The sequence below is a fragment of the Acinetobacter sp. SK-43 genome (assembly GCF_015351505.1).
In the GTDB taxonomy this organism is placed as follows: Bacteria; Pseudomonadota; Gammaproteobacteria; order Pseudomonadales; family Moraxellaceae; genus Acinetobacter; species Acinetobacter junii.
In genome coordinates this window covers 46,062-69,202 of record NZ_JADKPY010000049.1, presented here as the reverse complement: position 1 = coordinate 69,202, position 23,141 = coordinate 46,062, and the positions used below count along the sequence as shown (strand labels likewise).

Here is a 23,141-nt window from a genome sequence, read left to right as displayed (position 1 = left end):
TTTTTAGGGGAAAGTCGCACTTAGAAAGTACGACCGATTTCAAATTGAATAGATTTTGTATAATCGCCTTTCTTATCATTAAGCGGAAATGCATAACTTAGAGATAAAGGACCGATCATCGTAATCCAAGTAAAACCAACACCAACACTGTAACGCATGTTGCCAAAATCAAACTTATAGTTATCTTTACAATATTGTTTGATATCAACACTATTACCATCAACTAAAAGATCGCCTTTAGGCACATCACATTGTGTATCGAAGACTTGTGCACCCTCAGCAAACACTACAGGTCTTACTTGACGAGTCCAATCACCTTTGAATGGCAAAGGTATCGCAAGTTCAGTACCAAATTGTACTAGGGCGTTACCACCAACTTCTTCCGGTTTCGGGTCATTTTTTCCTGTTTCTTGGAAAATGACACTCGGATATTTTGGACCTAAAGTATAGTTTTTATAACCACGTACAGAGCCATAACCACCTGCATAGAAGTTTTTGAAGAACGGCAAGTCATTACCAAAGCCCAACTTACCATAGCCACGTAATACAAAATTATTACCTAATGGCATAAATGCTTGCGCATCATAAGTCACTTTTTGGTATTCAACATCACTGCCTGGTAAACCAACTTCTAAACCAACTCGATGTGACATACCCGAAGTTGGGAAAATCGGACGATTCAGTGTATTGTAAGACCAACCCAAATTAAGCATATAGGTTAAGAATTCGCCTTCAAATGCACTTTCGTAGTCTTCGTAACCACCCTCACATATAGGTAAACCGGTTACAGGATCAGTTTTAACTTTCCCATCTTGATCTTCTTCAAATTTACCACTTGGACACCAAGTAGACTTGCCTGTAGCTTTACCACCATTCGCTAATAAATAGTCACGAATATAAGTTGAAACACTTGGGCCCGTTCTAACTTTGGTCTTATCAACACCCAAAGAAGCACTTAAGCTTTGATTTTCATCGATAGGATAACCAAAGCTTAAACTACCGCCATAACTGTCAGTTACATAGTTATTAACGTTATAATCTTCATTTAACTTGGTTTTACGATAGTAAACATTGTAACCACGGCTTACACCATCAATTGTAAAGTATGGGTCAGTTACGCTGAGGTTGTAGTAATCTTGAGTTTGAGAACGAGATAAATCAACAGATACTCGATTTCCTGTACCCATAAAGTTAGTTTGGCTCAGACCCGCTTGGAATGTAATACCACCATTCTGAGAATAACCCACAGCAAGAGTTGTTGTACCTGAATGTTGTTCTTCAACATTCACATTTAAATCAACTTGGTCAGGAGAATTTGGAACACGAACTGGTTTGACATCTACAGTTTTGAAGAAACCTGTACGTTCTAAACGAACTTTAGAGAGATCAATTTTCTCGTTACTCGCCAACGCACCTTCCATTTGGCGCATTTCACGACGTAAAACTTCATCAGCTGTTTTACTATTACCAGTAAAATTGATACGACGAACTGTAACTTGCTGGCCTGGATTGATATAGTAATTTAAATTAACAATACCAGTCTGATTATTAATCTCAGGAACTACGTTTACTTCAGCGTAGTAATAACCAGCATTACCATACTTGCGAAGCAATAATTGTTTTACAGCATTCACTTTTTCTTGTGAATAAGTTTCACCATCTTTATAAAGTTTTAGAGCTTGTAATTCTTCTGGCTTATATAGAGCATCACCTAAGAATTTTGTTTCACCAAATTTAAACTGGCTACCCTCATCAACTGATACCTCAATAAAGATATTCTTTTTATCTTCACTGATATTCAATTGAGAGTTAATAATATTAAAGTTGATATAACCTTTGTTTAGATATAATGCACGTAAAGCCTCTAAACTCGCAGCCATTTTCTCACGTGCATAACGGTCATTACGTGTAACGACAGATGCCCAACCACTTTCTTTAACAGCGAAAGCCTGTTTAATATCACTGTCACTAAATACCGTATTACCAATAATATTGATATCAAATACTTTTGCTGGAGTACCTTCGTTGAAATTCAATTTTAATTCAACGCGGTTATTCGGTCGAGCAACAGTTTCTACCGTTACATCAGCATCATAACGACCTTGTTGTGTATATTGTTGCTCAAGTTCTGTTTCAATAATTTGCAAAGCAGATTTTTTGAAAACTTCGCCCTCAGCAATTCCCATCTTTTTTAAACCTTGTTCCAAAGCTTCTTTTGGAATAAGTTTATTGCCCTTAAATTCCAATTTTGAAATTACAGGGCGTTCAATCACTTTGAAAACAAGGACATTATTTTCTTTAAATGCCTTAATATCATCAAAAAGACCTGAAGCATAAAGAGTACGAATCGATTCGGCAATCATTGGATCGCTGACTCTGTCGCCACTATTTACTGGTAACATCGAATAGATACTCGCAGGTGTTAAACGCACAAGGCCATCAATTCGTATATCTTGTGCAATAAACTCATCTGCTGCGTATACTTGTTGTACCGCTGCCATCGCACTAACCAGTGCCAAAGGCATTAATAAATGTGTGTGACGCATGCCCATATATTTTCCAGTAAGTTAAATTCCATTTGCGCTTATAAGCGCATGAAGTCGTTAAATAAAGCCAAAAGCATCATGCTACCGAGCAGTACCATACCAACTTTTAGACCAAATATCTGTATTTGTTCAGAAACAGGTTTACCACGAATTGCTTCGATAAAGTAATAAACTAAATGACCACCATCGAGCATTGGAATAGGCAATAAATTTAAAATACCTAAACTTACACTCATCAATGCCATAAAGGATATAAATGTTTGCCATCCCATTTCAGCACTCTGACCCGCAACTTTAGCAATCGTAATTGGACCAGATAAATTATCCAAACCAATTAAACCACGCACCATTTTAACAATTGAGTTAAAAATCATGTTAGAGAGCTGAACAGTTTTATCAACTGCAACACCTAAAGCTTCGAGTGGTGAATATTGAATTGTTTGCTTGTATTCATTCGGGATAGTGATCTTACCCACATCACTTTTCACACCAAGCACGCCCGATACATTACCCATATTATCTCGCTGACCTTGAGGCATAACCTGTAAGTTAACAATTTGACCTTTACGATCAACAGCAATATTGAGTAATTTTTCAGGAGATTTTTGCACTACATCAACGACATCGAACCAATCTTTCATGGCGACACCATTGATCGAAACTATACGATCACCAACTTTCATGCCTTGACGAATCGCTGCACCATCTTCACTTAGCTCTTTAACAGTTGCAGGAATCACTGGACGGTATGGAAGAAAGCCTAAAACATCCAATGGTGATTGGCTCTGATCCTTTAAAAAATCTTTAATCGGTAAACTAAATTGCTTCTCAGTACCACTGCGATCAACAACAACTGAAACTTGTCCAGTTTCGCCAACTCTATCAACAAGCGTATAGTTTAATTTTTCCCATGTCGGCGTTGTTTGCCCATCCACCTCTATGATTTTATCACCAACTTTTAAATCAACTTGAGCAGCTGGTGTGTTTGGCATAATTTTACCAATACGCGTGTTAAGCTGTTCTTGAGCAGGTAAAAATAGAATCCAAAATAGGAAAATAGCAAAGATCAAATTGATTAAAGGACCTGCTGCAACAATGGCTATACGCTTCCAAGGAGACTGACGATTAAAAGCATACGGCAAATCTTCAGCAGCAACATTTCCCTCTCGTTCATCTAGCATTTTTACGTAGCCACCAAGTGGTAATGCTGACAATTGATATTGAATACCTGATTTTTTAGACTGCCATTTTAATAAAGTAGGACCAAAACCAATTGAATATACTAGAACTTTTACGCCGAGTTTACGTGCCACCCAATAATGACCAAATTCATGAATCGCAATTAATGGACCAAGCAACAAAATCGCTGCAACAATCATAAACAGTGCATTCATACGATTTAGCCTCCTATATCCACAATGTGTTTTTCAGCAATTTGTCTTGCGATCATATCAGTATGCAAAATGATGTCTATATTTTCTGCTTTAGCATTTTGTACATTTTGCAAAGCATAATCGACAACTTGTGGTATTTGTGTGAAACCTATCTGCTGTTTTAAAAATGCTGCTACTGCAACTTCATTTGCAGCATTGAGTACAGTTGGTGCCAACCCACCAGAACGCATGGCTTGACGTGCAAGATCTAATGCAGGAAAACGAATAGTGTCAGGAGATTGGAAATTTAAGTGAGCTACATCAAATAGGTTTAATGCAGGAACATCTGTTTTTAAACGTTTTGGCCAAGCCAACGCATGTGCAATTGGAGTACACATGTCAGGATTTCCCATTTGTGCCAAAGTTGAACCATCCACATATTGCACCATTGAATGAATGATACTTTGTGGATGAACCACGACTGTAACAAAATGTTCTGAAATTGAAAACAAGTGACAAGCCTCGATAAGCTCAAGACCTTTATTCATTAAAGTGGCAGAATCGACTGAGATTTTTTGTCCCATTGACCAATTTGGATGTTTACAAGCTTGTTGAGGTGTCACATCTTTTAATTGATCAAGAGTATGATTTAAAAAAGGTCCACCTGAAGCCGTTAATAAGATTTGAGAAACACCTAACTGAGGCTGTCCTGTTCTTTCTGCATCCAGATAATCATGCGGTAAAGACTGGAAAATCGCATTATGCTCAGAATCAACAGGTAATAATAATGCACCATGCTGACGTGCAGCCTGCATCATAATATCACCTGACATCACTAATGCTTCTTTGTTTGCTAGGAGTACTCTTTTGCCAGCTTTTACAGCCGCCAAAGTAGGAAGTAATCCTGCAGCACCCACAATTGCTGCCATGACAATATCAACATCGTCATGTTCAGCGATTGCAATCAAGCCAGATTGATCAGTGAGTATCTCTATATTTATTAAATTTTCTTGATTAAAAAGTTGTTTTAACTCAAGTACTTTTTCATTAGGCACAACAACAACTTTTGGACGATGTTGCTTACATATTTTTAAAAGTTCATCTAAACGACTATATGCAGAGACTGCAAACACATTGTATTGGTCTGGATGCTGCTCCAATACTTTTAATGTACTTTGACCAATTGAACCAGTGACACCCAATATACATACAGCTTGCGTCATTTAAAGATCTACACCAATGAGTTTCAAAATATACATACCTGCAGCAAAAATTGGTGCTGCCGCAAGCAAAGAATCAATTCGGTCAAGTACACCACCATGTCCAGGCAAAACGCGACCAGAATCTTTGATTCCAGCACGGCGTTTAATCATTGACTCAAACAAGTCACCTAGAACAGATGCAAAGACTGTGATGATTGATAGAACTAAAAATAGGATAAGTTGAATAGCAGTTAAATTTAAATATGAATATTGTACAACCAACATAATAATTACTGTCGTCGCAACACCACCATATAATCCTTCAACTGATTTATTTGGGCTAACTGTTGGAGCAAGTTTTTTCTTACCAAACTTACGACCGACAAAATATGCACCACTATCCGCTCCCCAAACAAGGAGGAACAAATACATTAACCACCATGGCGAACTATGCCAAACTGAATATAATGCAGTGACCGCAGCAGAAATTAGGATAAAACCTATGGCATACAAAGATACGTTGTACCAGTTATCAGATTCTGGGAAGTTTTTGACCCAGTAAATACTACCTAGCCAAGTTAAAATAGATGCAGCCCACAGCAATAAAGCAACATCATCAAAAAACAACGCAAGAGTTGAAACTGCTGCTACGCATCCACCGTATATCCAAGCTTTAGGCTTTGAAACCAGTGCTTCACCATGAGGCATAAGTTTAAACCACTCATATCCAGCTACCCCCGCAGCTAAGATCATAAGAATAAACATTGGATAATGTGATTGCGTTGCAAACATGCAACTTAAAACAACAGCAACTAATACCAATGCGGTTATAATCCGCTCTAACATTATTAATTCTCTATTTTCGCTTGTTGAATCTGTTCAGATGTTTTACCAAAACGTCTTTCTCGTCCTGAAAATACATCAAAAGCGTGGTCTAATTCTTTTACTGTAAACTCAGGCCATAATGTATCTGTAAAATACAATTCTGCATATGCCGCTTGCCAAAGTAAGAAGTTAGATAAACGATAATCTCCACCTGTACGTATTAATAAATCTACGGCAGGTAAATCATTTAGACTGACATATTTATCGAATAAATCAACATTTATCTGATCTACTTGAACTTTTCCATCTACAACATCTTGAGTGATACACTTGGCTGCATGCGCCATATCCCACATTCCACCATAACTGATTGCAATCGTTAAAGTCATAGAATTGAAAGATGCCGTTTTTTGTTCTGCATATAACATTAAATCTTTTAATTCATTTGATAATTTAGAACGATCACCAATGAAACGTAATGCTATATTGAATTTTTCCATTCGAGGTAGTTGTTCATGAATTGTGTCTTCTAACAATTTCATTAACAAATCAACTTCGAACTGAGGTCTATTCCAATTTTCACTTGAAAATGCAAAAACAGTTAAAGCTTGAACACCAACTCTTTTACAATGTTCAACGATCGGATCAAGGACATTCTTACCTTCACGATGCCCATCACCTTTTTGCAATTTATTTTTTTTTGCAAAACGATTGTTGCCATCCATAATGATGGCAACATGTTTTGGAAGAAGCGGTTCTTCTTGTAAGGTCATAAAAATTAGACCTTCATTAATTCTGCTTCTTTTGCAGCTAGACGTTTATCTACTTCTGCAACATATTTATCTGTGATCTTTTGAATATCTTCACCAGCACGGCGTTCATCATCTTCAGAAATTTCTTTTTCTTTCAATAATGCTTTGATATCACCTAAAACATCACGACGAATGTTTCGAATAGCAACTTTTGCATTTTCAGCTTCATTACGAGCAACTTTTTGCATGTCACGACGGGTTTCTTCAGTCAACGCAGGTAAAGGTACACGAATTGAATCAGCTGTAATTGGATTTAAACCCAAATCACTTTCACGAATTGCTTTATCAATTGCAGAAACCATTGTACGTTCAAATGGCTGAACAATAAGCGTACGAGAATCTTCAACACCTACGTTAGCAACTTGATTCAAAGGAACGTCAGAACCATAGTAAGGAACCATCACACCATTTAAAATTGATGGGTGAGCACGTCCAGTACGAACTTTAGCAAAACCTTGTTCTAAAGAATCAAGTGTTTTCTGCATGCGCTGTTCGCTATCTTTTTTGAGATCGTTAATCATATGATCTTCCTTACTTATTCATTAGGTATTACAAAATATTTAAACATTAGTATAAAGAGCTTTCGGTCTCACGTACATTAGTTCGTAACGTGAGTACCCTCTTTTTCGCCCATTACTACAGAAAGCAATGCACCAGATTTGTTCATATCAAAAACTTGCAATGGAACATTATGGTCACGACACAAGCAAATCGCAGTTAAGTCCATTACACCAAGTTTTTCATCAAGTACTTGATCGAAAGTTAAGTTATCGTACTTCACAGCATCGTCATATTTGCTTGGATCTTTGTTATAGACACCGTCAACTTTCGTCGCTTTCAAAATAAGGTTTGCTTCAATCTCGATACCACGCAAACAAGCCGCTGTATCAGTTGTAAAGAACGGATTTCCCGTTCCTGCTACAAACACACAAACTTCACCTTGGCTTAAATGACGAATCGCATCACGACTTGAATAAGATTCAACAACTGTTCCGATCGGAAGAGCAGACATTAAACGTGTTTTAATGTTGCGACGCACTAATGCATCACGCATTGCCAAACCATTCATAACTGTAGCCAGCATCCCCATTTGGTCACCAGTTACACGCCCAACCAAACCGTCTTTTTGTAACTGACTCCCACGATATAAGTTACCGCCACCAACTACAATTCCGACTTGTACTCCCAAACCAACCAAGTGAGCAATCGAAAGCGACATTTGATCAAGGACTTGGGCATCTATACCCATATCTTTATTACCCGCTAAAGCTTCACCAGAAAGCTTTAACAAAATACGTGCATAACGTGGATTTTTAGAAGCTGACATACTTTTACTCCAAACCGACCAATCTCATAAATTCTTTTATCGCATTTAATATTAAGCAGATTTAATCTGAATTAACTTTGCAAATAAATCATATTCATCCGCATCTGTAATTTCGACTTCAAGCAGATCACCTGCTTTAATCACACTTTTATCAATATCTTCTACAAAAACATTACCGTCAATTTCAGGTGCATCCGCGTAAGAACGCGCAACCGCTACTGGAAATTCATCTTCCAAGCTGTCTACAAGCACAGTCATCTTTTGACCGATACGCTTTTGTAATTTTGCAGCAGAAATTTCCTGTTGGACTTCCATAAAGCGCTCATAACGTTCTTGCTTGATTTCCTCAGGCACGTGATCAGGAAGATCATTAGCCGTTGCACCCTCTACAGGTGAATAAGTAAAGCAACCTACACGATCTAACTGAGCTTCTTTTAACCAATCAAGCAATATTTGGAAGTCTTCTTCTGTTTCGCCAGGGAAACCAACCACGAAGGTAGAACGAATCACCAATTCAGGGCATTTTTCACGCCATAACTTCAAACGTTCTAATGTATTTTCACTATGAGCTGGTCGCTTCATCAATTTTAAGATGCGCGGACTGGCATGCTGAAAAGGAATATCTAAATATGGCAGGATTTTCCCTTGAGCCATTAGATCGATTACTGCATCAACATGAGGATATGGGTAGACATAATGTAGACGAACCCAAATACCAAGTTGCCCTAAAGCTTCACACATGTCATAAAACTTGGTTTTAACAGGCTGACCATTCCAAAAATCTAATTTGTATTTAGTGTCCACACCATAAGCTGAAGTATCTTGAGAAATTACGAGAACTTCTTTGACACCAGCGCGCTTTAATGCCGCTGCTTCATCTAATACACTGCCTACTGGACGTGATACTAGATCACCCCGCATACTTGGAATAATGCAGAATGTACAACGGTGATTACATCCTTCTGATATTTTCAAATAAGCATAGTGTTTAGGTGTCAAACGCACACCTTGTTCAGGTACTAAATCAATAAAAGGATTGTGTTTTGGCGGTGCAGGTACATACTCATGTACTGCCTCCATTACATCCTGATATGCTGCCGCGCCTGTTACTTTAAGTACATTTGGGTGCATTTGGCGAATTTTGTCTTCATCTTTACCTAAACAACCTGTTACGATCACTCGGCCATTTTCGCTCATGGCTTCGCCAATTGCGTCTAAAGACTCTTGTACTGCAGATTCAATAAAACCACAGGTGTTAACAACAACCAAATCTGCACCGTCATAATCTGATGCAACTTGATAACCTTCAGTCTTTAACTGAGTTAAAATTCGTTCAGAATCTACCAATGCCTTAGGACAACCTAAAGATACAAAACCGACTTTGGGGGTCTTCATGAATCTGCGCTCCACTTGAATCGGCGTATTGTATGTCTTTTCTCGCCTTCCGCATAGCTGCAAAGCCATCTCTTTGTGTAATGCACCAAAATACAACCAGTATTTTTAACAAAAACCAACATTGCACCAATTTAGAACACTATAAAATTTCAAAATAACTTAATGTATGTGAAAAATAACGTATAAATAGAACATTAACGAAATAAGTTATTGAAATTCCGCTAATACAAAGTTGGCTTGTATTTTGCATTATTAAGATTCATTACGTTAATGGCTATTCTTTTATATTGATATTAATTGCGCCATTTTAATACAGGACGATTCACAAATGGATCAACACACCACTATCGACTATCGACTTCTAGTAGATAATCTGACGACTGCCATCTTATTGGTCGATAGTAAGCTAAATATTTTTTATCTGAATTCAGCTTGTGAAGCATTGTTTGATATCAGTTTATTGCGCGCATCAGGTCAACCTGTCTTAAATTTGCTCCATGCACATGATGATACTTTTAATACTTACGAAGCCTTGCTTAATACTTTAAACAGTGGTCAGCATTACACCCGACGTGAAGCGGTAATTAATGTCAACTTCAAACCGATTCATGTTGACTATACCGTTTCCCAATTAAATTCAGGTAAAAGCTATCACCCATTATTATTAATTGAACTCAACCCTATCGATCGAATGCTTAAAATTTCGAAAGAGGAAAATTTAGTGCAGCAACATCAAGTTGCTCGTCAACTTGTTCGTGGTGTTGCTCATGAAATTAAGAATCCATTGGCAGGCATTCGTGGAGCAACACAATTACTTGCACGAAGCTTAAGTGATGATAGTTATCGAGAATTTACAGATATCATTATTAATGAAGTTGATCGATTGACTAATCTGGCTGATACCATGTTAGGTTCGCGCCAATTACCAAGTTATGAACATGTTAATGTCCATGAGCCATTAGAAAGAGTTAGATCATTAATCGCGAACCAGACCAAGAAAAAAATTAAGATCACACGTGATTATGACTTATCTCTGCCTGATGTTATGGCAGACAGAGATCAACTTATTCAAGTCATGCTGAATATCAGTGTAAATGCTGTGCAAGCAATGACTGAAAATAAAGAGTTTTTCGTAGATTCTGAACCAGAGCTTACCCTTCGCACTCGTATCCAACGTCTCGTCACCATAAATGGTGTTTTAAACCGTTCAACGGTAAGAGTAGATATTGAGGACAATGGACCAGGTGTACCAGAAAGTATTTTAGAATCAGTATTTTACCCTTTAGTCACTGGGCGAGCAAAAGGTACAGGTTTAGGCCTCAGTATCGCGCAAAATATTATGCATCAACATAACGGAATGATTGAATGTCAATCCATTCCTGGAAAAACCATATTTAGCTTATATCTACCTTGGGAGTCAGACCGTGTCACGAAATAAAATTTGGGTAATTGATGACGATCGTGCCATGCGTTGGGTACTTGAAAAAACATTCAAAGAAGAAGGTTTTGACGTTACCAATTTTGAAGAAGCACAAACAGCGCTTGAACGTTTACACGATGAAGCCCCTGATGTGATTCTAACTGATATCAGGATGCCAGGAATTGATGGTTTAACTTTCTTATCTAAAGTTAAAAATACTCATCCAGAACTTCCAGTCATCATTATGACTGCACACTCAGATTTGGAGTCTGCTGTCTCAAGTTATCAGACGGGTGCTTTTGAGTATTTACCAAAACCATTTGATATTGATGAAGCACTCGCTTTAGTTAATCGTGCGATTCTACATCTCAATAAGCTGCAGCAACAAGAAGCAACCAAAGCAGCAGCACCTCTGCAATCTACAGAAATCATTGGTGAATCTCCTGCAATGCAAGAGGTTTTCCGTGCAATTGGTCGCTTATCACAATCTCATATCACCGTATTAATTAACGGTGAATCTGGTACAGGTAAAGAGTTAGTTGCACATGCACTGCACAAACACTCACCACGTCGTGCAAAACCTTTCATTGCATTAAACATGGCTGCTATTCCAAAAGACTTGATTGAAACTGAGTTATTTGGACATGAGAAAGGTGCTTTCACAGGCGCTAACACTCAACATCAAGGACGTTTTGAACAAGCAAATGGCGGCACACTATTCTTAGATGAAATTGGCGATATGCCATTTGAGACTCAAACTAGATTACTCCGCGTACTCGCTGATGGCGAGTTCTATCGTGTAGGCGGGCATGTTCCAGTAAAAGTCGATGTGCGTATTGTTGCTGCAACGCACCAAGACCTTGAAAAATTAGTGAATGAAGGTCGCTTCCGTGAAGACTTATATCATCGTCTAAATGTTATTCGCATTCATATTCCAAAGCTTGCTCATCGCAGCGAAGATATTCCGATGCTTGCTCAACACTTCCTTGCTCGTGCAGGCAAAGAACTTGGTGTAAGCCCTAAAATTCTTAGATCTGAAACCACAGATTATATGCAGCAGTTACCTTGGCCGGGCAACGTCCGTCAATTAGAAAATACCTGCCGTTGGTTAACTGTCATGATCACAGGTCGTGAAGTCTATCCTGAAGATCTGCCTGCTGAATTGAAGCAAGTTCCTCTCCAAAAATCGAACAATGATCCAACTGCATCTGTTGCAACGACTAGTCCTGCAATAGTAGACCGAATTGCTGTTCATCACTGGGATGAGTTATTAGGTCAATGGGCAATTCAAAAACTTAAAAATGGCGAAATGAAACTTTTAGACATCGCCACCCCAATGTTTGAGAAAACATTGATTAATGCAGCACTTCAACAAACTCGTGGTCGTAAACGTCATGCGGCTGAACTTTTAGGTTGGGGACGTAATACCTTGACCAGAAAGTTAAAGGAGCTTGGTATGGACTCTGCTGATGACGAGGATGATGACGACGTCCGCAGTGCATAAACCATAAAAAGCGAGTCAATATGACTCGCTTTTTATTTGAGACGTTTTGAAACATTGATCTAGCTCATAACCATACTTTACATAGGGTTTTTGATATACTATTAAAAATCCCGCTATATCTAAGCCAGAGTAATGACTGATCTTTGTTATCCAAGTTGTGAACAACCTCAAACTCGTCGTGGACAAGAGCGTCGACTTGCACTGCTGATTTGTGCAACTGATCTGTTCTTAGAACGCGGTTATGATGCTGTTTCTTTAGATGATATTGTTCATCATGCTGGCGGTTCAAAAACATCAATTTATAAGTATTTTGGCAATAAAGAAGGGCTTTTCACTGCGATCTGCGATTACCGCCGCGAAGTCTTCTTTAAAGATATATGTTTACCATACATTTGTAATGTTACAAACTTAAGAAATTACCTTGTACAAACGCTGCAAAGATTTTATCAACACATCATACAGCCTAAAAATATTGCATTCATGCGTATGTTTCTTGAGCAATCACAGAACAATACCGACCTTGCCCACTATCTTTATAATAAATGTGCGATGAACATTCAAAATAGTGTTTCACTTGCGCTAGAACAAGCTCATCATTCAGGTGAAATTTTTTGCGAAAAGCCACAATTTTCAGCCACGATGTATTTTGGAATTCTTCGGGATGTTGAATGGCGTATTTTGATGGGTCTAGATGCACCCGCTGAAGACAAAGAAATATTTGATTATATTGATTTTTCTGTTGATTTGTTTCTAAAAGCTCATCAAAAAGTCTAATTCTTTTGCTTTTTCTTGAGCGTATAGTATAGTAGTCAATTCCTTTTTTGTTCACCACCCATTAAACAACAATTAATTATTGTTTTTATTCAATAATTATTGTGGGAGTAATTATGGCGCTTCGGCATTTCCTGACTTTAAGAGACCTGTCTTCTTTAGAATTGCAACGCATTTTAGATCGTGCTCATGAACTTAAACGCATGCAACATAGCAATACGGTATTCCAGCCTTTTGTTGGTAAAGTTTTGGGAATGATCTTCGAAAAATCAAGTACACGTACTCGTATTTCATTCGAAGCTGGAATTTGCCAATTCGGTGGTAATGCCATTTTCCTATCTCCGCGCGATACCCAGCTTGGTCGTGGCGAACCAATTGAAGATTCAGCTCGTGTAATTTCAAGCATGCTAGATATCGTTATGATTCGTACATTCGGTCATGACATCGTAGAGCGCTTTGCGTCTTATTCTACTGTACCTGTAATCAACGGTCTCACTGACGATCATCACCCTTGCCAACTTCTTGCAGATCTGCAAACTTATGAAGAGCATCGAGGTAGTATCAAAGGTCGAACAGTTGCATGGATTGGTGATGGCAATAACATGTGTAATTCGTATATCGAAGCTGCTCACATGATGGGTTTCAAACTCAAAATTGCATCTCCAGAAGGTTACGAACCGAAACCTGAATTTTTAGCTGAATTTGCCGACTGTGTTGAAGTTTTCAATAAAGCTGAAGATGCAGCAGTGAATGCAGATCTGATCGTGACAGACGTCTGGGCAAGCATGGGGCAAGAAGAAGAGCAAAAATTAAGAGAAAAAGCATTTGCTGACTTCCAAGTAAATGAAGAACTCATGGATTTAGCACATCCAGACTGTTTGTTTATGCATTGCTTACCTGCTCATCGTGGCGAAGAGATTTCAGAAAATATGCTTGATCACAAAAACTCTGTGGTTTGGTCTGAAGCAGAAAACCGTTTGCATGCACAAAAAGCATTAATGGAATTCTTGCTTAATGAAAATTTAAAGAAAGACTAAATGAAAAAAACAGCATCAATTGATGCTGTTTTTTTTGACAAAAATTGAAGACTTGAAGTAAAAGACGTATATTAGATTAAATACTTTAGTGTAAATTTCTCATATTTTGAGAAGCAAACTAATTAAATAGTAGATATTATGACTTCCTTAGAACAAGCTTTATCACAAGTACCACACTTTTCCTTTGTCCATGAGCACTTATTTAACTCGGCGCAACCCACTATAGATCAACTTCATCATATTAAAGAATATGGGTGCAGTACCGTTATTAATTTATCTACTAGTAAATCTGCAGATCATCTCAATCACCAAGATCAAATTTGCTTAGATATCGGGCTGAATTACATACACATTCCAATTGACTGGGAAGTTCCAAGCTCTGATCAATGCTTACTTGTTTTAGATTTAATCGACCATCTTGTTAAAAATGAAATTGTCTGGCTACACTGCACGGAAAATATGCGTGCGAGTTGTTTGATCTATTTATACCGTCAGTATTATATGAATATGGATATGCCAACTGCCCAAGAGTTACTTCATCAGGTATGGGAACCTAATGAAACTTGGACTGGTCTAATTCACAGTGTTTCATTACAGCTACAAGGAAGAAAATCAACATTAGAATTAGAACAGTCACTGATTAACACAAATCATTTTACTTGATGAGAAATTAAAACTGTTGCTGTCGCTAAGATACCCTCTTGACGACCAGTAAATCCAAGCTGTTCTGTTGTTGTTGCCTTAATACTAATTTGCGTCACATCCACATCTAATACATCCGCGATAGATTGGCGCATTTCTAAATTATGCTTAGCAAGCTTTGGACGCTCACATGCAACTGTAATATCTGCATTATTTAGATGATAACCTCGATCTAAGATTAACTGATACACATGCTTGAGCAAAACTCGACTATCAGCACCTTTGTATCGTGGATCAGTATCTGGGAAATGCTGGCCTATATCGCCTAATGCTAATGCACCTAATAACGCATCGCAAAGCGCATGCAATACAACGTCACCATCTGAATGTGCTTTTAAACCCTGAGTATGTGGAATTTTAATACCTGCTAGAGTTACAAAGTCACCTTCTTCAAACGCATGTACATCGATCCCTTGTCCAATACGAATTTGAGCAACCATATGATTTTCCTTTTACAATATACCGAACAAATCTTGTATTCAGGCTTTCTATTTCGCTATAGTACGTTGAGCAAATTAGACTGAAAGTATAAGTGATTATGCTGTTTAACACTGTAAGAAATCAATTAAAGAAAACGGGTTACATTATTACATTGAGTTGTTTTTGCTCAACATTTGTGTACGCGAAATCTATCGATTGCACTAATAGCAAATTTCAAGGAAAGAAAATTTGCTTACAGCAACATTCGGATAATGTTCAAAAGCTAAATAATAAGTTTTTAACAGCTTATCTTGTTACAGATGCACCTTTGCAACTTTTACACGACACGCAAAAACTCTGGCTTAATCAAATTCAACAATGCAAATCAAAGACATGTTTTCAGCAACAATTTGATTTGCGTTTTGATGATTTGAACTTTTATACATCGATGAATCAAACACTCACGCAACATTATTTAAAATTTGAGAATGGTAGATTGTCTGAGCTTCCTGTGCATTTACAGATTCATCAACTTGATAAAGATAAGCTAAAAATTGAAGGTATAGCCTACCGCAATCCAAACAATCGCATTGAAACTCAAACTATGTCTCTGCTTGCATACAGCACACCCGAAAAAAAGAACCAAATTATTGATAATGAAAAGAAATGCCAATATCAGTTTGATTTTCAAAAAGCTCTACTTGTTATTAGAAGTGATCAAAAAGGATGTGAGCGTTTTACAGGAATATATCGTCTATACGATTAAGAAGAATTATGAAAAAATGCCGATGTATAAACATCGGCATTTTTAATTTAGTTTGGAAATTTTTGTGAGATTTCTTGACTAATAATCACAGCAGTAGCTGCCGATAATGTCCACCCTAAATGTCCATGTCCCGTATTGAAGAAAACACGTGATTGTCGACCTTGCTTAACGACAGGCAGCATATTAGGCATCATTGGACGCAACCCCGCCCAAGGTACTGAGTGCTCTGTAGAAATATCAAAATTTTGGTTAACCCAATTGATTAACGGTTGAATCCGATCAGCACGTATATCACGGTTATAACCATTAAATTCAGCTGTACCAGCCACACGGAACCGGTCTGCACCCAAGCGTGATGTCACAATTTTTGCACTTTCATCTAACAGACTGACCCAAGGTGCATTCTTCACACTACGTTCATCTTTGAGTTGCACTGTGATCGAGTATCCTTTCACTGGGTATATATTAACGCTATCTCCAAGCATATCTGCTAACTGATAACTTCCGACACCACCACACACAACAATCAAATCCGCTTCAATTTCAGTACGCGCTTCAGATTCAGCATCCATATTTTCAGAGCTTTTTTTACATTGAATAATCACTTTGTCTTGTAAACATTTTACGTCTACAACATCTAATCCAAAGCGATAATTAACACCATATTCTTCAGTTTTTTGTGCTAAGCCTACTGAATATTTATGGATATCTCCAGTCGCATCTCCAGCTGTGTAATATCCACCATAATAATCTCCAGTCAACGTAGGCTCTATTGCTCTCATTTCCTCTGGAGTAATTGCATTACGCTCAAGTTTTCCTTCTACTAAGATATCATTCACTTTTTTTGCAATTTCGAAATCTTCTTTTGTATGGTACATGTGCAAAATGCCACGCTTTTCAAGATCAAATGACAGATTCTCTTTTTCAGCCACCTCAAAAAGACGTTGTCTAGCCATAAGTGCTAAACCCACTGTTTCAATGGTATTTGCTTTGTAGTTTTTAATATGTGTTAAGAATTCGACCAACCAACGATATTTATGCACACTGAAAGAAGGATTGAGCAACAATGGTGCATCTTTTTTACTCATCCATTTAATGCCCTTTAGCACGGTTGCTTTTTGATTCCAGACTTCAGCATTACAAGCGGATAATTGCCCCCCATTCGCAAAAGAGGTTTCCATCGCTGGAAATAGATGACGATCAATTACCGTCACTTGATAACCTAATTTTATTAATTCATATGCAGACGTTACACCCGTAATCCCCGCACCAATAACAACAACATGAGGCATAGCTAACTCCTAGAAATGCAAAGCATTCCTTTTTTGTATAGCCCCATCTGTAATGGTACCTGAGAGTTTCGGCAGATGATTACCAATTAATCATTAAGCCTTCCCCTTCGGTGAGTGTTTTGTGTAGAAAAATAGATTGTGTTGTTTCTACATTAAGAGCACTGCTCTCCAGATTGTATTTATATTATTACAGTCCTTTTGCCTGAGAGTTTCCGGGGTCGTTGCTCCTTCGGCGAGTTCATTGAAGAACTTCTCTCCCGCAATAATATTTATATCCCTATAAGCAATATATATGCCGTAGTGAAATACGGACATGAATATGTTGTAATTCTTTGTAGCTCGTTCTTTATTCTACTCTAAATTTGCTCAAGAATAAAAAAAGCAGACGATTTGTCTGCTTTAGATTTTTAGAATTTGCATTGCAAAATTTGTTCAGAGAAATTTCCTTTCCAAAGTTCTCTTAACTTAGGTAAATAAAATTTTTCTCCAATCATTACTAATTCAGCATCAATCATAGCATGGATTTCGTGCATTAAAATATAATCAAGCTCAATCAATGATAACTGAGGATGCTTTTGGGAAATTTGCTTACGTCTGATCTGCGCTTTCTTCACTAAATCATTCGCAAAATTTTTATCTTTATATGTTGTGATTGCACTTAGGCGTAGCTCAATAATTCCCCAACCTTCAACAAGCTTTTTAAATACATCGAAATCACTCGATGTAGCTTCCCATGTTACGTTTTCTAAATTGTTGTCTTCAGGTAGTACAGGTAATAATAAATCGGCTGTACTAGGAAATATTTTTTTTAAATTTAACAGAAACTTAACAGGATTTTCATTTGGAATATCTGAAAATTGGATATGAGTTTGAGTATCTGTTAAATAGATTTTGAGCATAACAAAGCAACAGTCAAATAAATCAAAAGCGTATTGTACGCAGTTCACTTTATAAAAACTACTCATAAAAAACCTCAGCAAAGTGAGGTTTTCTTCTTGATATATTTAAAGTGCTTTATTTTGTGTTTGGAGAGACCATATTTTCTGGCTTAACTACCTCATCAAATTGTGCTTCGGAGACTAAACCAAGTTCTACAGCGACCTGCTTAAGGGTTTTATTTTCTTTATATGCTGTTTTAGCTACTTTGGCTGAATTTTCATAACCAATCACAGGATTAAGTGCTGTGACTAACATTAATGAATTATGCAAGAAATAATCAATTTTTTCTCGATTTGGTTCAATTCCTACTGCACAATGATCGTTAAAACTATTACAAGCATCGCCAAGCAATTGAATAGATTGTAAAAGATTATAGGCAATCACAGGCATAAAAACATTTAGCTCAAAATTACCCGATGCACCTGCGACATTGATTGTCGTATCATTTCCTAACACTTGAGCAACAACCATCGTCATAGCCTCACTTTGAGTTGGATTGACTTTGCCAGGCATAATGCTAGAGCCTGGTTCATTTTCAGGAATCAGCAACTCCCCAAAACCACAGCGAGGTCCACTGGCTAACCATCGAATATCATTGGCGATCTTATTTAGGCTGACAGCTAGCGTTTTTATAGCACCTGAGGCAAATACCGCAGCATCTCTTCCTGCCAATGCTTCAAACTTATTGGGTGCTGTTATAAAAGGTAGTCCCGTCAAACCACTTAATTGTTCAGCTGCTTTAACTGCATAATCTGGATGAGTATTCAGTCCAGTGCCAACAGCCGTTCCACCAAGTGGCAATTCATACAAACCAGCTAATGCTTGGTTTAAACGCTTAAGTCCATGTTCAAGCTGTGAGACATACCCACTAAATTCTTGACCCAATGTAAGCGGCGTTGCATCTTGTAGATGTGTACGTCCAATCTTCACGATGTCATTAAACTCTTGTGATTTAGCGTGCAGCGTATATTTTAACTTCTCAACGGCAGGGATTAATAATTCATTAATTTGAAGTGCGGCAGCAACATGAATTGCTGTAGGAAAAGAATCATTTGTAGATTGAGCTCGATTTACATGATCATTTGGATGTACAGGATTTTGGGCACCTAAAGCATGACCAAGCTTCTGATTTGCAATATTTGCAATCACTTCATTGCAATTCATATTACTTTGCGTTCCCGAGCCCGTTTGCCACACTACAAGTGGAAATTGATCATCCCACTTGCCTTCAATCACCTCTTCAGCAGCATCTACGATATATTGGCTTAACTCTTGAGGCAGTTGTTTTAACTCAGCATTAGTTATTGCTGCGGCTTTCTTTACAAGCCCCATCGCACGAATCATTGCTCTTGGTAATCTTTCATGTCCTATTTTGAAGTTTTGCAAACTTCTTTGAGTTTGCGCCCCCCATAAAGCATTGTTTGGAACTGCAACCTCACCCATCGTGTCATGTTCAATTCGCATTTGCATAAAACACCTCAAATTCAATCAATAAACTTTTATAAATGGGCTAGAGCGAATGGAGCTTTGGCTAATATTTCTATCCTAATGAAAGCAGTCATAAATGTAAATAAGAATCATTATTTATTAGTTACCCTTCAAAATATTGAGATAAAATCTCCATTCATCCTCAATCATCTGGGTTAAAGAACGCTTAGGAGTCCAATTCAATATTTTCGCAGCCTTATCGATATTCGCCCCAAGCTGACTAAGCTCCTCATGTTGATAAACAGCCGGCTGCACGCGTATCTCCATTTTGGTTACTTTACTAATTTCTTCAATTAATTTGCTTATTGAAGTTAAATCATTATGGGCGATATTAAAACTCTCTAAACATCCTTGTTGAGTTGATAACCAATGTAAAGATGCTGATACAGCATCACAAGCATCCAATACATGCAAAAAACTTCGCTCAACAGTACCATCAGTAGTATTTGCCTGATTTTGGAGTTCAATGCACTCTCTTTGCATCGCGGCAACCTGCAAAGCGAGTGGTACGATATTTTTGGGCAATTGCGGAACGTATTCCCCTAAAACCCCATGTTCAAATGCACCAACAATATTAGATAGTCTTAGATTTACCATTTTCCAATCATGGTCGACTTTGTAAGTGTCAGCAATAATGTCTTCAACCATTTGTTGCGAACGAATATAAGGATTTGAATAGGTATAATTAAATTCCGTATCCTCAATCAATTGATCATCTGATTTACCATAAACGGCTAAACTGGAAATATTAACTAGTTGCCGAACACCCATCCGTTGCATCGCACGGAGTAAACTCATAATACTACTAACATTATCGTTATAATATTCAAGTGGTTTTAACACGGATTCTTCTAAAGATTTAAAACTCGCCGTGTGAATAACAGTATCTATTGAGTATTGTTCAAAGACTTTATTTAATGCAGGTGTATTTCGGACATCGAGCTTGGCAAATGGTATATACATACCTGAGATATACTCTAGGCGTTCCAAAGTTTGCAATGTAGAATTAGCTAAGTTATCAACAATGACGATCTCATGACCTCGAGCCAATAAACTCAAGGCAATGTGGGAACCAATAAAGCCTAAACCACCTGTCACCAAAATCATTGTATACTTACCTTCTTTTTAATATGTCCATCATTTGCCGACTATAGCTATAGTGAATGTTCAATGAGTACACTACTATTAATTACCTCAGCACCAACGTCTATCATCGCTTGGCATGCTTTTGGTTTAGCTCAAGCATTGCAAGACAAGCATGAAGAGTTTCGTGTTTTCTTTTACCAAGATGGTGTTCAAGTCGCGAATGATTTTCAGTGGTTTCCTGATGATCAACGTAATTTGAAACATGAATGGCAAAAACTTGGTATTCGACTCCCTGTCTGTGTCAGTGCTGCTCTCGCTAGAGGAATCACTGATGCGGACAATGCGCAACGTCATTCGCTACAACATCACAACTTAGCTCAAGGATTTGAGTTAGTCGGTCTCGGTGAATTAGCTGATGCTGTGCAAAGCTGTTCGCGGTTAATTCAATTTTAATTCTAAGTTCTTTATTAGAGTGTTGCTTTTAAAAGGTAAATTGTGTGAAAACTGTACTCGTCATCCTAACGCAGCCTAATTTGACCAATTTGCAAATCAACGAAAGTTTATCTGCTACTATGGTTTTAGCAACCTTTGGTATATCTGTCAAAGTATTATTCAAAGACGCTGCAATTAGCCTACTAAACAATAAGCTACAATTTAATCAATTCCGTGATGCTTTTAAAATTGCATCCAATATGGTGGAAAGTTTTGAATTTTATGATTTGACACCAATTCTGATTGAAGAAAAAAATAAAGATCGTCATGAGGTTCAAAATTCTGATCAAGATATAGAACTGGTTAACCTGCTTCCTGAATTCGTTCGATCATTTGATCATGTCTTATATTGGTGATTGAGATTTCCCCATGAACAAAAAAACATTAATTATCATTCAGGCGCCATATAGCAATCTGGCGAAAGTTTGGAGCGAACTATATCAATTTGCATTAGTTGACGACCCGATCGTGATCATGGGTGAAGCTTTGTTAACTGTACCTGATGAAATTTTTAATAATTATCGGAACATATATTGTTTAGATTCAGATGTTAATTTACTAAATCAGACTAATCACACCCAAATCAAAATTTTGCAATACTCTGATTTTGCTGATTTAATTTTAGAATTTAATCATTGTATTACACTTAAATAAGATATTTTTAATTTTGCTTAGGCTATTTTATGCAATTAGAGCTAGATCAAGACGGACATTTAGTTGACTATACCGTTTGGAACCATGAAGTTGCTAAGGAGCTTGCTAAATCATTAGATTTGGAGCTTACAGAATGGCATTTTGAGGTTTTAAATGCTGTACGTCAGTTTTATCAACAGTTTGGACATTCTCCAGCTACCCGACCACTAATAAAATTTTTAATGAAAACGGTAAGCCCTGAGATTAACAATGCTGAACTACAGCAGAAGTTCAATACAGGTTTAGTTGCACGCCACTTAAGCCGATTGGCGGGCGTTCCCAAACCTGCAAATTGTTTGTAAACACTTATGATTAAAGATTTTTTTAGCATAGATAACAGATTAAACCCTAAATTTTTTGAAGTTCTATCTCACGTAATAAAACATGAGATAGAACAAGAAGAAACTTGAATTAAGCTGTCTTCTTCTTTTGCTCCACGAAAGCGAAATACCCTGGTCCAGCTGCAACTCTTACATCTTTTACATGAATAGGCTCTTCGCATTCAGAACAAACTACTTTGGGGCTTATTTTCTTGCCACAACTTTTATGTGTAAATTCTATCGGCTTACCCAACCCTTTATCCATCCACTTATCAGCCCACTGTACCATCGAAAGAATGATTGGATACAAGTCTAGTCCTTTTTCAGTAAGTTGATATTCAAACCGCTCTTGGCGTTCTACATAAGGAACTTTAACTAAAATTTCATGCTCTACAAGTCGTTTTAAACGTTCTGATAACACATGACGTGTTAGCCCTAAGCTGCGCTGGAAATCATCAAAACGGCGTATACCCATAAAAGCATTTCGTAGAATCAACATTGTCCAACGATCACCTAGAACCGAAAGTGTTCTAGCAACAGAACATGGTTGCTCACCGATTTCTTCCCATTTCATTATTATCACCTAATTATTTTTTAAAGTATTAAAAGACACCATCCATGTCTTGAACCGTATTATTTATAAGAACAACAATACTGACATTACACTAAACCAGTTTATTCATTAGATGCAATATCAGAACTCGTCAACAGCACCTAAAAAATAAATCTAG

Annotated in this window: 24 protein-coding genes and 1 riboswitch; of the genes, 10 read left to right on the top strand and 14 right to left on the bottom strand. The window is 37.5% G+C overall.

Annotated features, from left to right (window positions below; genetic code table 11):
* Nucleotides 1–20: 20 nt before the first annotated feature.
* From bamA to rimO, 8 genes are all read right to left on the bottom strand, one after another.
* Nucleotides 21–2,552, bottom strand: coding sequence for an outer membrane protein assembly factor BamA (bamA, locus tag IRT38_RS10410; RefSeq protein ID WP_194597641.1), 2,532 nt, complete (start codon nucleotides 2,550–2,552; stop codon nucleotides 21–23).
* 32 nt (nucleotides 2,553–2,584) lie between these two features.
* Nucleotides 2,585–3,940, bottom strand: a complete 1,356-nt coding sequence (rseP, locus tag IRT38_RS10405; RefSeq protein ID WP_112987218.1) for an RIP metalloprotease RseP — start codon at nucleotides 3,938–3,940, stop codon at nucleotides 2,585–2,587.
* Between the two features lie 5 nt (nucleotides 3,941–3,945).
* Nucleotides 3,946–5,142: a 1-deoxy-D-xylulose-5-phosphate reductoisomerase gene (gene ispC / locus IRT38_RS10400; protein ID WP_194597640.1), complete on the bottom strand. Its 1,197-nt coding sequence runs from the start codon at nucleotides 5,140–5,142 to the stop codon at nucleotides 3,946–3,948.
* On the bottom strand, nucleotides 5,143–5,967 hold the full coding sequence (locus tag IRT38_RS10395; protein WP_004954552.1) for a phosphatidate cytidylyltransferase: 825 nt from the start codon (nucleotides 5,965–5,967) through the stop codon (nucleotides 5,143–5,145). It lies immediately after the preceding gene.
* Between the two features lie 2 nt (nucleotides 5,968–5,969).
* Nucleotides 5,970–6,719, bottom strand: a complete 750-nt coding sequence (uppS, locus tag IRT38_RS10390; RefSeq protein WP_194597639.1) for a polyprenyl diphosphate synthase — start codon at nucleotides 6,717–6,719, stop codon at nucleotides 5,970–5,972.
* A 5-nt stretch (nucleotides 6,720–6,724) separates the two neighbouring features.
* Nucleotides 6,725–7,279, bottom strand: coding sequence for a ribosome recycling factor (frr, locus tag IRT38_RS10385; RefSeq protein ID WP_004915629.1), 555 nt, complete (start codon nucleotides 7,277–7,279; stop codon nucleotides 6,725–6,727).
* A 77-nt stretch (nucleotides 7,280–7,356) separates the two neighbouring features.
* Nucleotides 7,357–8,085 (bottom strand): UMP kinase, encoded by a 729-nt coding sequence (pyrH, locus tag IRT38_RS10380; protein WP_004662027.1) that lies wholly within the window; start codon nucleotides 8,083–8,085, stop codon nucleotides 7,357–7,359.
* 51 nt (nucleotides 8,086–8,136) lie between these two features.
* Nucleotides 8,137–9,480, bottom strand: coding sequence for a 30S ribosomal protein S12 methylthiotransferase RimO (gene rimO, locus IRT38_RS10375; RefSeq protein WP_004915625.1), 1,344 nt, complete (start codon nucleotides 9,478–9,480; stop codon nucleotides 8,137–8,139).
* Between the two features lie 328 nt (nucleotides 9,481–9,808).
* Here rimO and glnL point away from each other — a divergent pair, with 328 nt between their 5' ends.
* The 5 genes from glnL (at nucleotide 9,809) to IRT38_RS10350 (ending at nucleotide 14,875) form a co-directional block, all read left to right on the top strand.
* Nucleotides 9,809–10,918, top strand: a complete 1,110-nt coding sequence (gene glnL, locus IRT38_RS10370) for a nitrogen regulation protein NR(II) (RefSeq protein WP_004954561.1) — start codon at nucleotides 9,809–9,811, stop codon at nucleotides 10,916–10,918.
* Entirely contained in the window at nucleotides 10,905–12,404 is a 1,500-nt protein-coding gene (glnG, locus tag IRT38_RS10365; RefSeq protein ID WP_004915619.1) for a nitrogen regulation protein NR(I), read from the top strand. Before glnL ends, glnG begins: the two co-directional genes overlap by 14 nt.
* A 132-nt stretch (nucleotides 12,405–12,536) precedes the next feature.
* Complete coding sequence (locus IRT38_RS10360) at nucleotides 12,537–13,178, top strand: TetR/AcrR family transcriptional regulator (protein ID WP_130575594.1); 642 nt, start codon at nucleotides 12,537–12,539, stop codon at nucleotides 13,176–13,178.
* A gap of 113 nt (nucleotides 13,179–13,291) precedes the next feature.
* Entirely contained in the window at nucleotides 13,292–14,212 is a 921-nt protein-coding gene (argF, locus tag IRT38_RS10355) for an ornithine carbamoyltransferase (protein ID WP_099948737.1), read from the top strand.
* Nucleotides 14,213–14,350: 138 nt separating this feature from the next.
* Nucleotides 14,351–14,875, top strand: coding sequence for a protein tyrosine phosphatase family protein (locus tag IRT38_RS10350; RefSeq protein WP_194597638.1), 525 nt, complete (start codon nucleotides 14,351–14,353; stop codon nucleotides 14,873–14,875).
* Here the strand turns inward: IRT38_RS10350 and ispF are convergent.
* Entirely contained in the window at nucleotides 14,863–15,354 is a 492-nt protein-coding gene (gene ispF / locus IRT38_RS10345; protein ID WP_004915605.1) for a 2-C-methyl-D-erythritol 2,4-cyclodiphosphate synthase, read from the bottom strand. The genes IRT38_RS10350 and ispF overlap by 13 nt on opposite strands.
* Nucleotides 15,355–15,452: 98 nt before the next feature.
* Here ispF and IRT38_RS10340 point away from each other — a divergent pair, with 98 nt between their 5' ends.
* Nucleotides 15,453–16,100, top strand: coding sequence for a hypothetical protein (locus tag IRT38_RS10340; RefSeq protein ID WP_194597637.1), 648 nt, complete (start codon nucleotides 15,453–15,455; stop codon nucleotides 16,098–16,100).
* Between the two features lie 47 nt (nucleotides 16,101–16,147).
* Here the strand turns inward: IRT38_RS10340 and IRT38_RS10335 are convergent, their stop codons facing one another.
* The 4 genes from IRT38_RS10335 to IRT38_RS10320 all read right to left on the bottom strand — a co-directional run bounded on the left by IRT38_RS10335 (nucleotide 16,148) and on the right by IRT38_RS10320 (nucleotide 20,926).
* Nucleotides 16,148–17,392: a D-amino acid dehydrogenase gene (locus IRT38_RS10335; RefSeq protein ID WP_194597636.1), complete on the bottom strand. Its 1,245-nt coding sequence runs from the start codon at nucleotides 17,390–17,392 to the stop codon at nucleotides 16,148–16,150.
* A 180-nt stretch (nucleotides 17,393–17,572) separates the two neighbouring features.
* Nucleotides 17,573–17,662: riboswitch (glycine riboswitch) on the bottom strand.
* A gap of 137 nt (nucleotides 17,663–17,799) precedes the next feature.
* Complete coding sequence (locus IRT38_RS10330; protein WP_194597644.1) at nucleotides 17,800–18,291, bottom strand: hypothetical protein; 492 nt, start codon at nucleotides 18,289–18,291, stop codon at nucleotides 17,800–17,802.
* A 115-nt stretch (nucleotides 18,292–18,406) separates the two neighbouring features.
* Entirely contained in the window at nucleotides 18,407–19,801 is a 1,395-nt protein-coding gene (gene fumC, locus IRT38_RS10325) for a class II fumarate hydratase (protein ID WP_194597635.1), read from the bottom strand.
* A gap of 117 nt (nucleotides 19,802–19,918) precedes the next feature.
* Nucleotides 19,919–20,926, bottom strand: a complete 1,008-nt coding sequence (locus IRT38_RS10320; RefSeq protein ID WP_194597634.1) for an SDR family NAD(P)-dependent oxidoreductase — start codon at nucleotides 20,924–20,926, stop codon at nucleotides 19,919–19,921.
* 63 nt (nucleotides 20,927–20,989) lie between these two features.
* On the opposite strand from IRT38_RS10320, the gene tusD reads away from it, so the two are divergent.
* The 4 genes from tusD to IRT38_RS10300 are packed head-to-tail and all read left to right on the top strand — an operon-like array spanning nucleotide 20,990 to nucleotide 22,392.
* The gene (tusD, locus tag IRT38_RS10315) at nucleotides 20,990–21,358 is read left to right on the top strand and encodes a sulfurtransferase complex subunit TusD (RefSeq protein WP_004954585.1); all 369 of its coding nucleotides are present in this window, start codon (nucleotides 20,990–20,992) and stop codon (nucleotides 21,356–21,358) included.
* A gap of 44 nt (nucleotides 21,359–21,402) precedes the next feature.
* Nucleotides 21,403–21,753 carry a hypothetical protein gene (locus IRT38_RS10310; protein WP_194597633.1) on the top strand — a complete coding sequence of 117 codons (351 nt, stop codon included), beginning with the start codon at nucleotides 21,403–21,405 and terminating at the stop codon, nucleotides 21,751–21,753.
* Between the two features lie 13 nt (nucleotides 21,754–21,766).
* Nucleotides 21,767–22,051, top strand: a complete 285-nt coding sequence (locus IRT38_RS10305) for a hypothetical protein (RefSeq protein ID WP_004915591.1) — start codon at nucleotides 21,767–21,769, stop codon at nucleotides 22,049–22,051.
* A 29-nt stretch (nucleotides 22,052–22,080) separates the two neighbouring features.
* Complete coding sequence (locus tag IRT38_RS10300; protein WP_004915588.1) at nucleotides 22,081–22,392, top strand: TusE/DsrC/DsvC family sulfur relay protein; 312 nt, start codon at nucleotides 22,081–22,083, stop codon at nucleotides 22,390–22,392.
* Nucleotides 22,393–22,501: 109 nt separating this feature from the next.
* Here the strand turns inward: IRT38_RS10300 and IRT38_RS10295 are convergent, their stop codons facing one another.
* Nucleotides 22,502–22,984, bottom strand: a complete 483-nt coding sequence (locus IRT38_RS10295) for a winged helix-turn-helix transcriptional regulator (RefSeq protein ID WP_075696448.1) — start codon at nucleotides 22,982–22,984, stop codon at nucleotides 22,502–22,504.
* Nucleotides 22,985–23,141 lie beyond the last annotated feature (157 nt).

Coding starts and splice junctions, on each gene's coding strand:
- bamA (WP_194597641.1), bottom strand. CDS start 2,552: ATGGGCATGCGTCACACACATTTATTAATGCCTTTGGCACTGGTTAGT.
- IRT38_RS10360 (WP_130575594.1), top strand. CDS start 12,537: ATGACTGATCTTTGTTATCCAAGTTGTGAACAACCTCAAACTCGTCGT.
- rimO (WP_004915625.1), bottom strand. CDS start 9,480: ATGAAGACCCCCAAAGTCGGTTTTGTATCTTTAGGTTGTCCTAAGGCA.
- IRT38_RS10305 (WP_004915591.1), top strand. CDS start 21,767: ATGAACAAAAAAACATTAATTATCATTCAGGCGCCATATAGCAATCTG.
- tusD (WP_004954585.1), top strand. CDS start 20,990: ATGAGTACACTACTATTAATTACCTCAGCACCAACGTCTATCATCGCT.
- pyrH (WP_004662027.1), bottom strand. CDS start 8,085: ATGTCAGCTTCTAAAAATCCACGTTATGCACGTATTTTGTTAAAGCTT.
- glnL (WP_004954561.1), top strand. CDS start 9,809: ATGGATCAACACACCACTATCGACTATCGACTTCTAGTAGATAATCTG.
- IRT38_RS10350 (WP_194597638.1), top strand. CDS start 14,351: ATGACTTCCTTAGAACAAGCTTTATCACAAGTACCACACTTTTCCTTT.
- fumC (WP_194597635.1), bottom strand. CDS start 19,801: ATGCAAATGCGAATTGAACATGACACGATGGGTGAGGTTGCAGTTCCA.
- IRT38_RS10395 (WP_004954552.1), bottom strand. CDS start 5,967: ATGTTAGAGCGGATTATAACCGCATTGGTATTAGTTGCTGTTGTTTTA.
- frr (WP_004915629.1), bottom strand. CDS start 7,279: ATGATTAACGATCTCAAAAAAGATAGCGAACAGCGCATGCAGAAAACA.
- ispF (WP_004915605.1), bottom strand. CDS start 15,354: ATGGTTGCTCAAATTCGTATTGGACAAGGGATCGATGTACATGCGTTT.
- IRT38_RS10340 (WP_194597637.1), top strand. CDS start 15,453: ATGCTGTTTAACACTGTAAGAAATCAATTAAAGAAAACGGGTTACATT.
- IRT38_RS10295 (WP_075696448.1), bottom strand. CDS start 22,984: ATGAAATGGGAAGAAATCGGTGAGCAACCATGTTCTGTTGCTAGAACA.
- IRT38_RS10330 (WP_194597644.1), bottom strand. CDS start 18,291: ATGCTCAAAATCTATTTAACAGATACTCAAACTCATATCCAATTTTCA.
- uppS (WP_194597639.1), bottom strand. CDS start 6,719: ATGACCTTACAAGAAGAACCGCTTCTTCCAAAACATGTTGCCATCATT.
- IRT38_RS10335 (WP_194597636.1), bottom strand. CDS start 17,392: ATGCCTCATGTTGTTGTTATTGGTGCGGGGATTACGGGTGTAACGTCT.
- ispC (WP_194597640.1), bottom strand. CDS start 5,142: ATGACGCAAGCTGTATGTATATTGGGTGTCACTGGTTCAATTGGTCAA.
- IRT38_RS10300 (WP_004915588.1), top strand. CDS start 22,081: ATGCAATTAGAGCTAGATCAAGACGGACATTTAGTTGACTATACCGTT.
- argF (WP_099948737.1), top strand. CDS start 13,292: ATGGCGCTTCGGCATTTCCTGACTTTAAGAGACCTGTCTTCTTTAGAA.
- IRT38_RS10320 (WP_194597634.1), bottom strand. CDS start 20,926: ATGATTTTGGTGACAGGTGGTTTAGGCTTTATTGGTTCCCACATTGCC.
- rseP (WP_112987218.1), bottom strand. CDS start 3,940: ATGAATGCACTGTTTATGATTGTTGCAGCGATTTTGTTGCTTGGTCCA.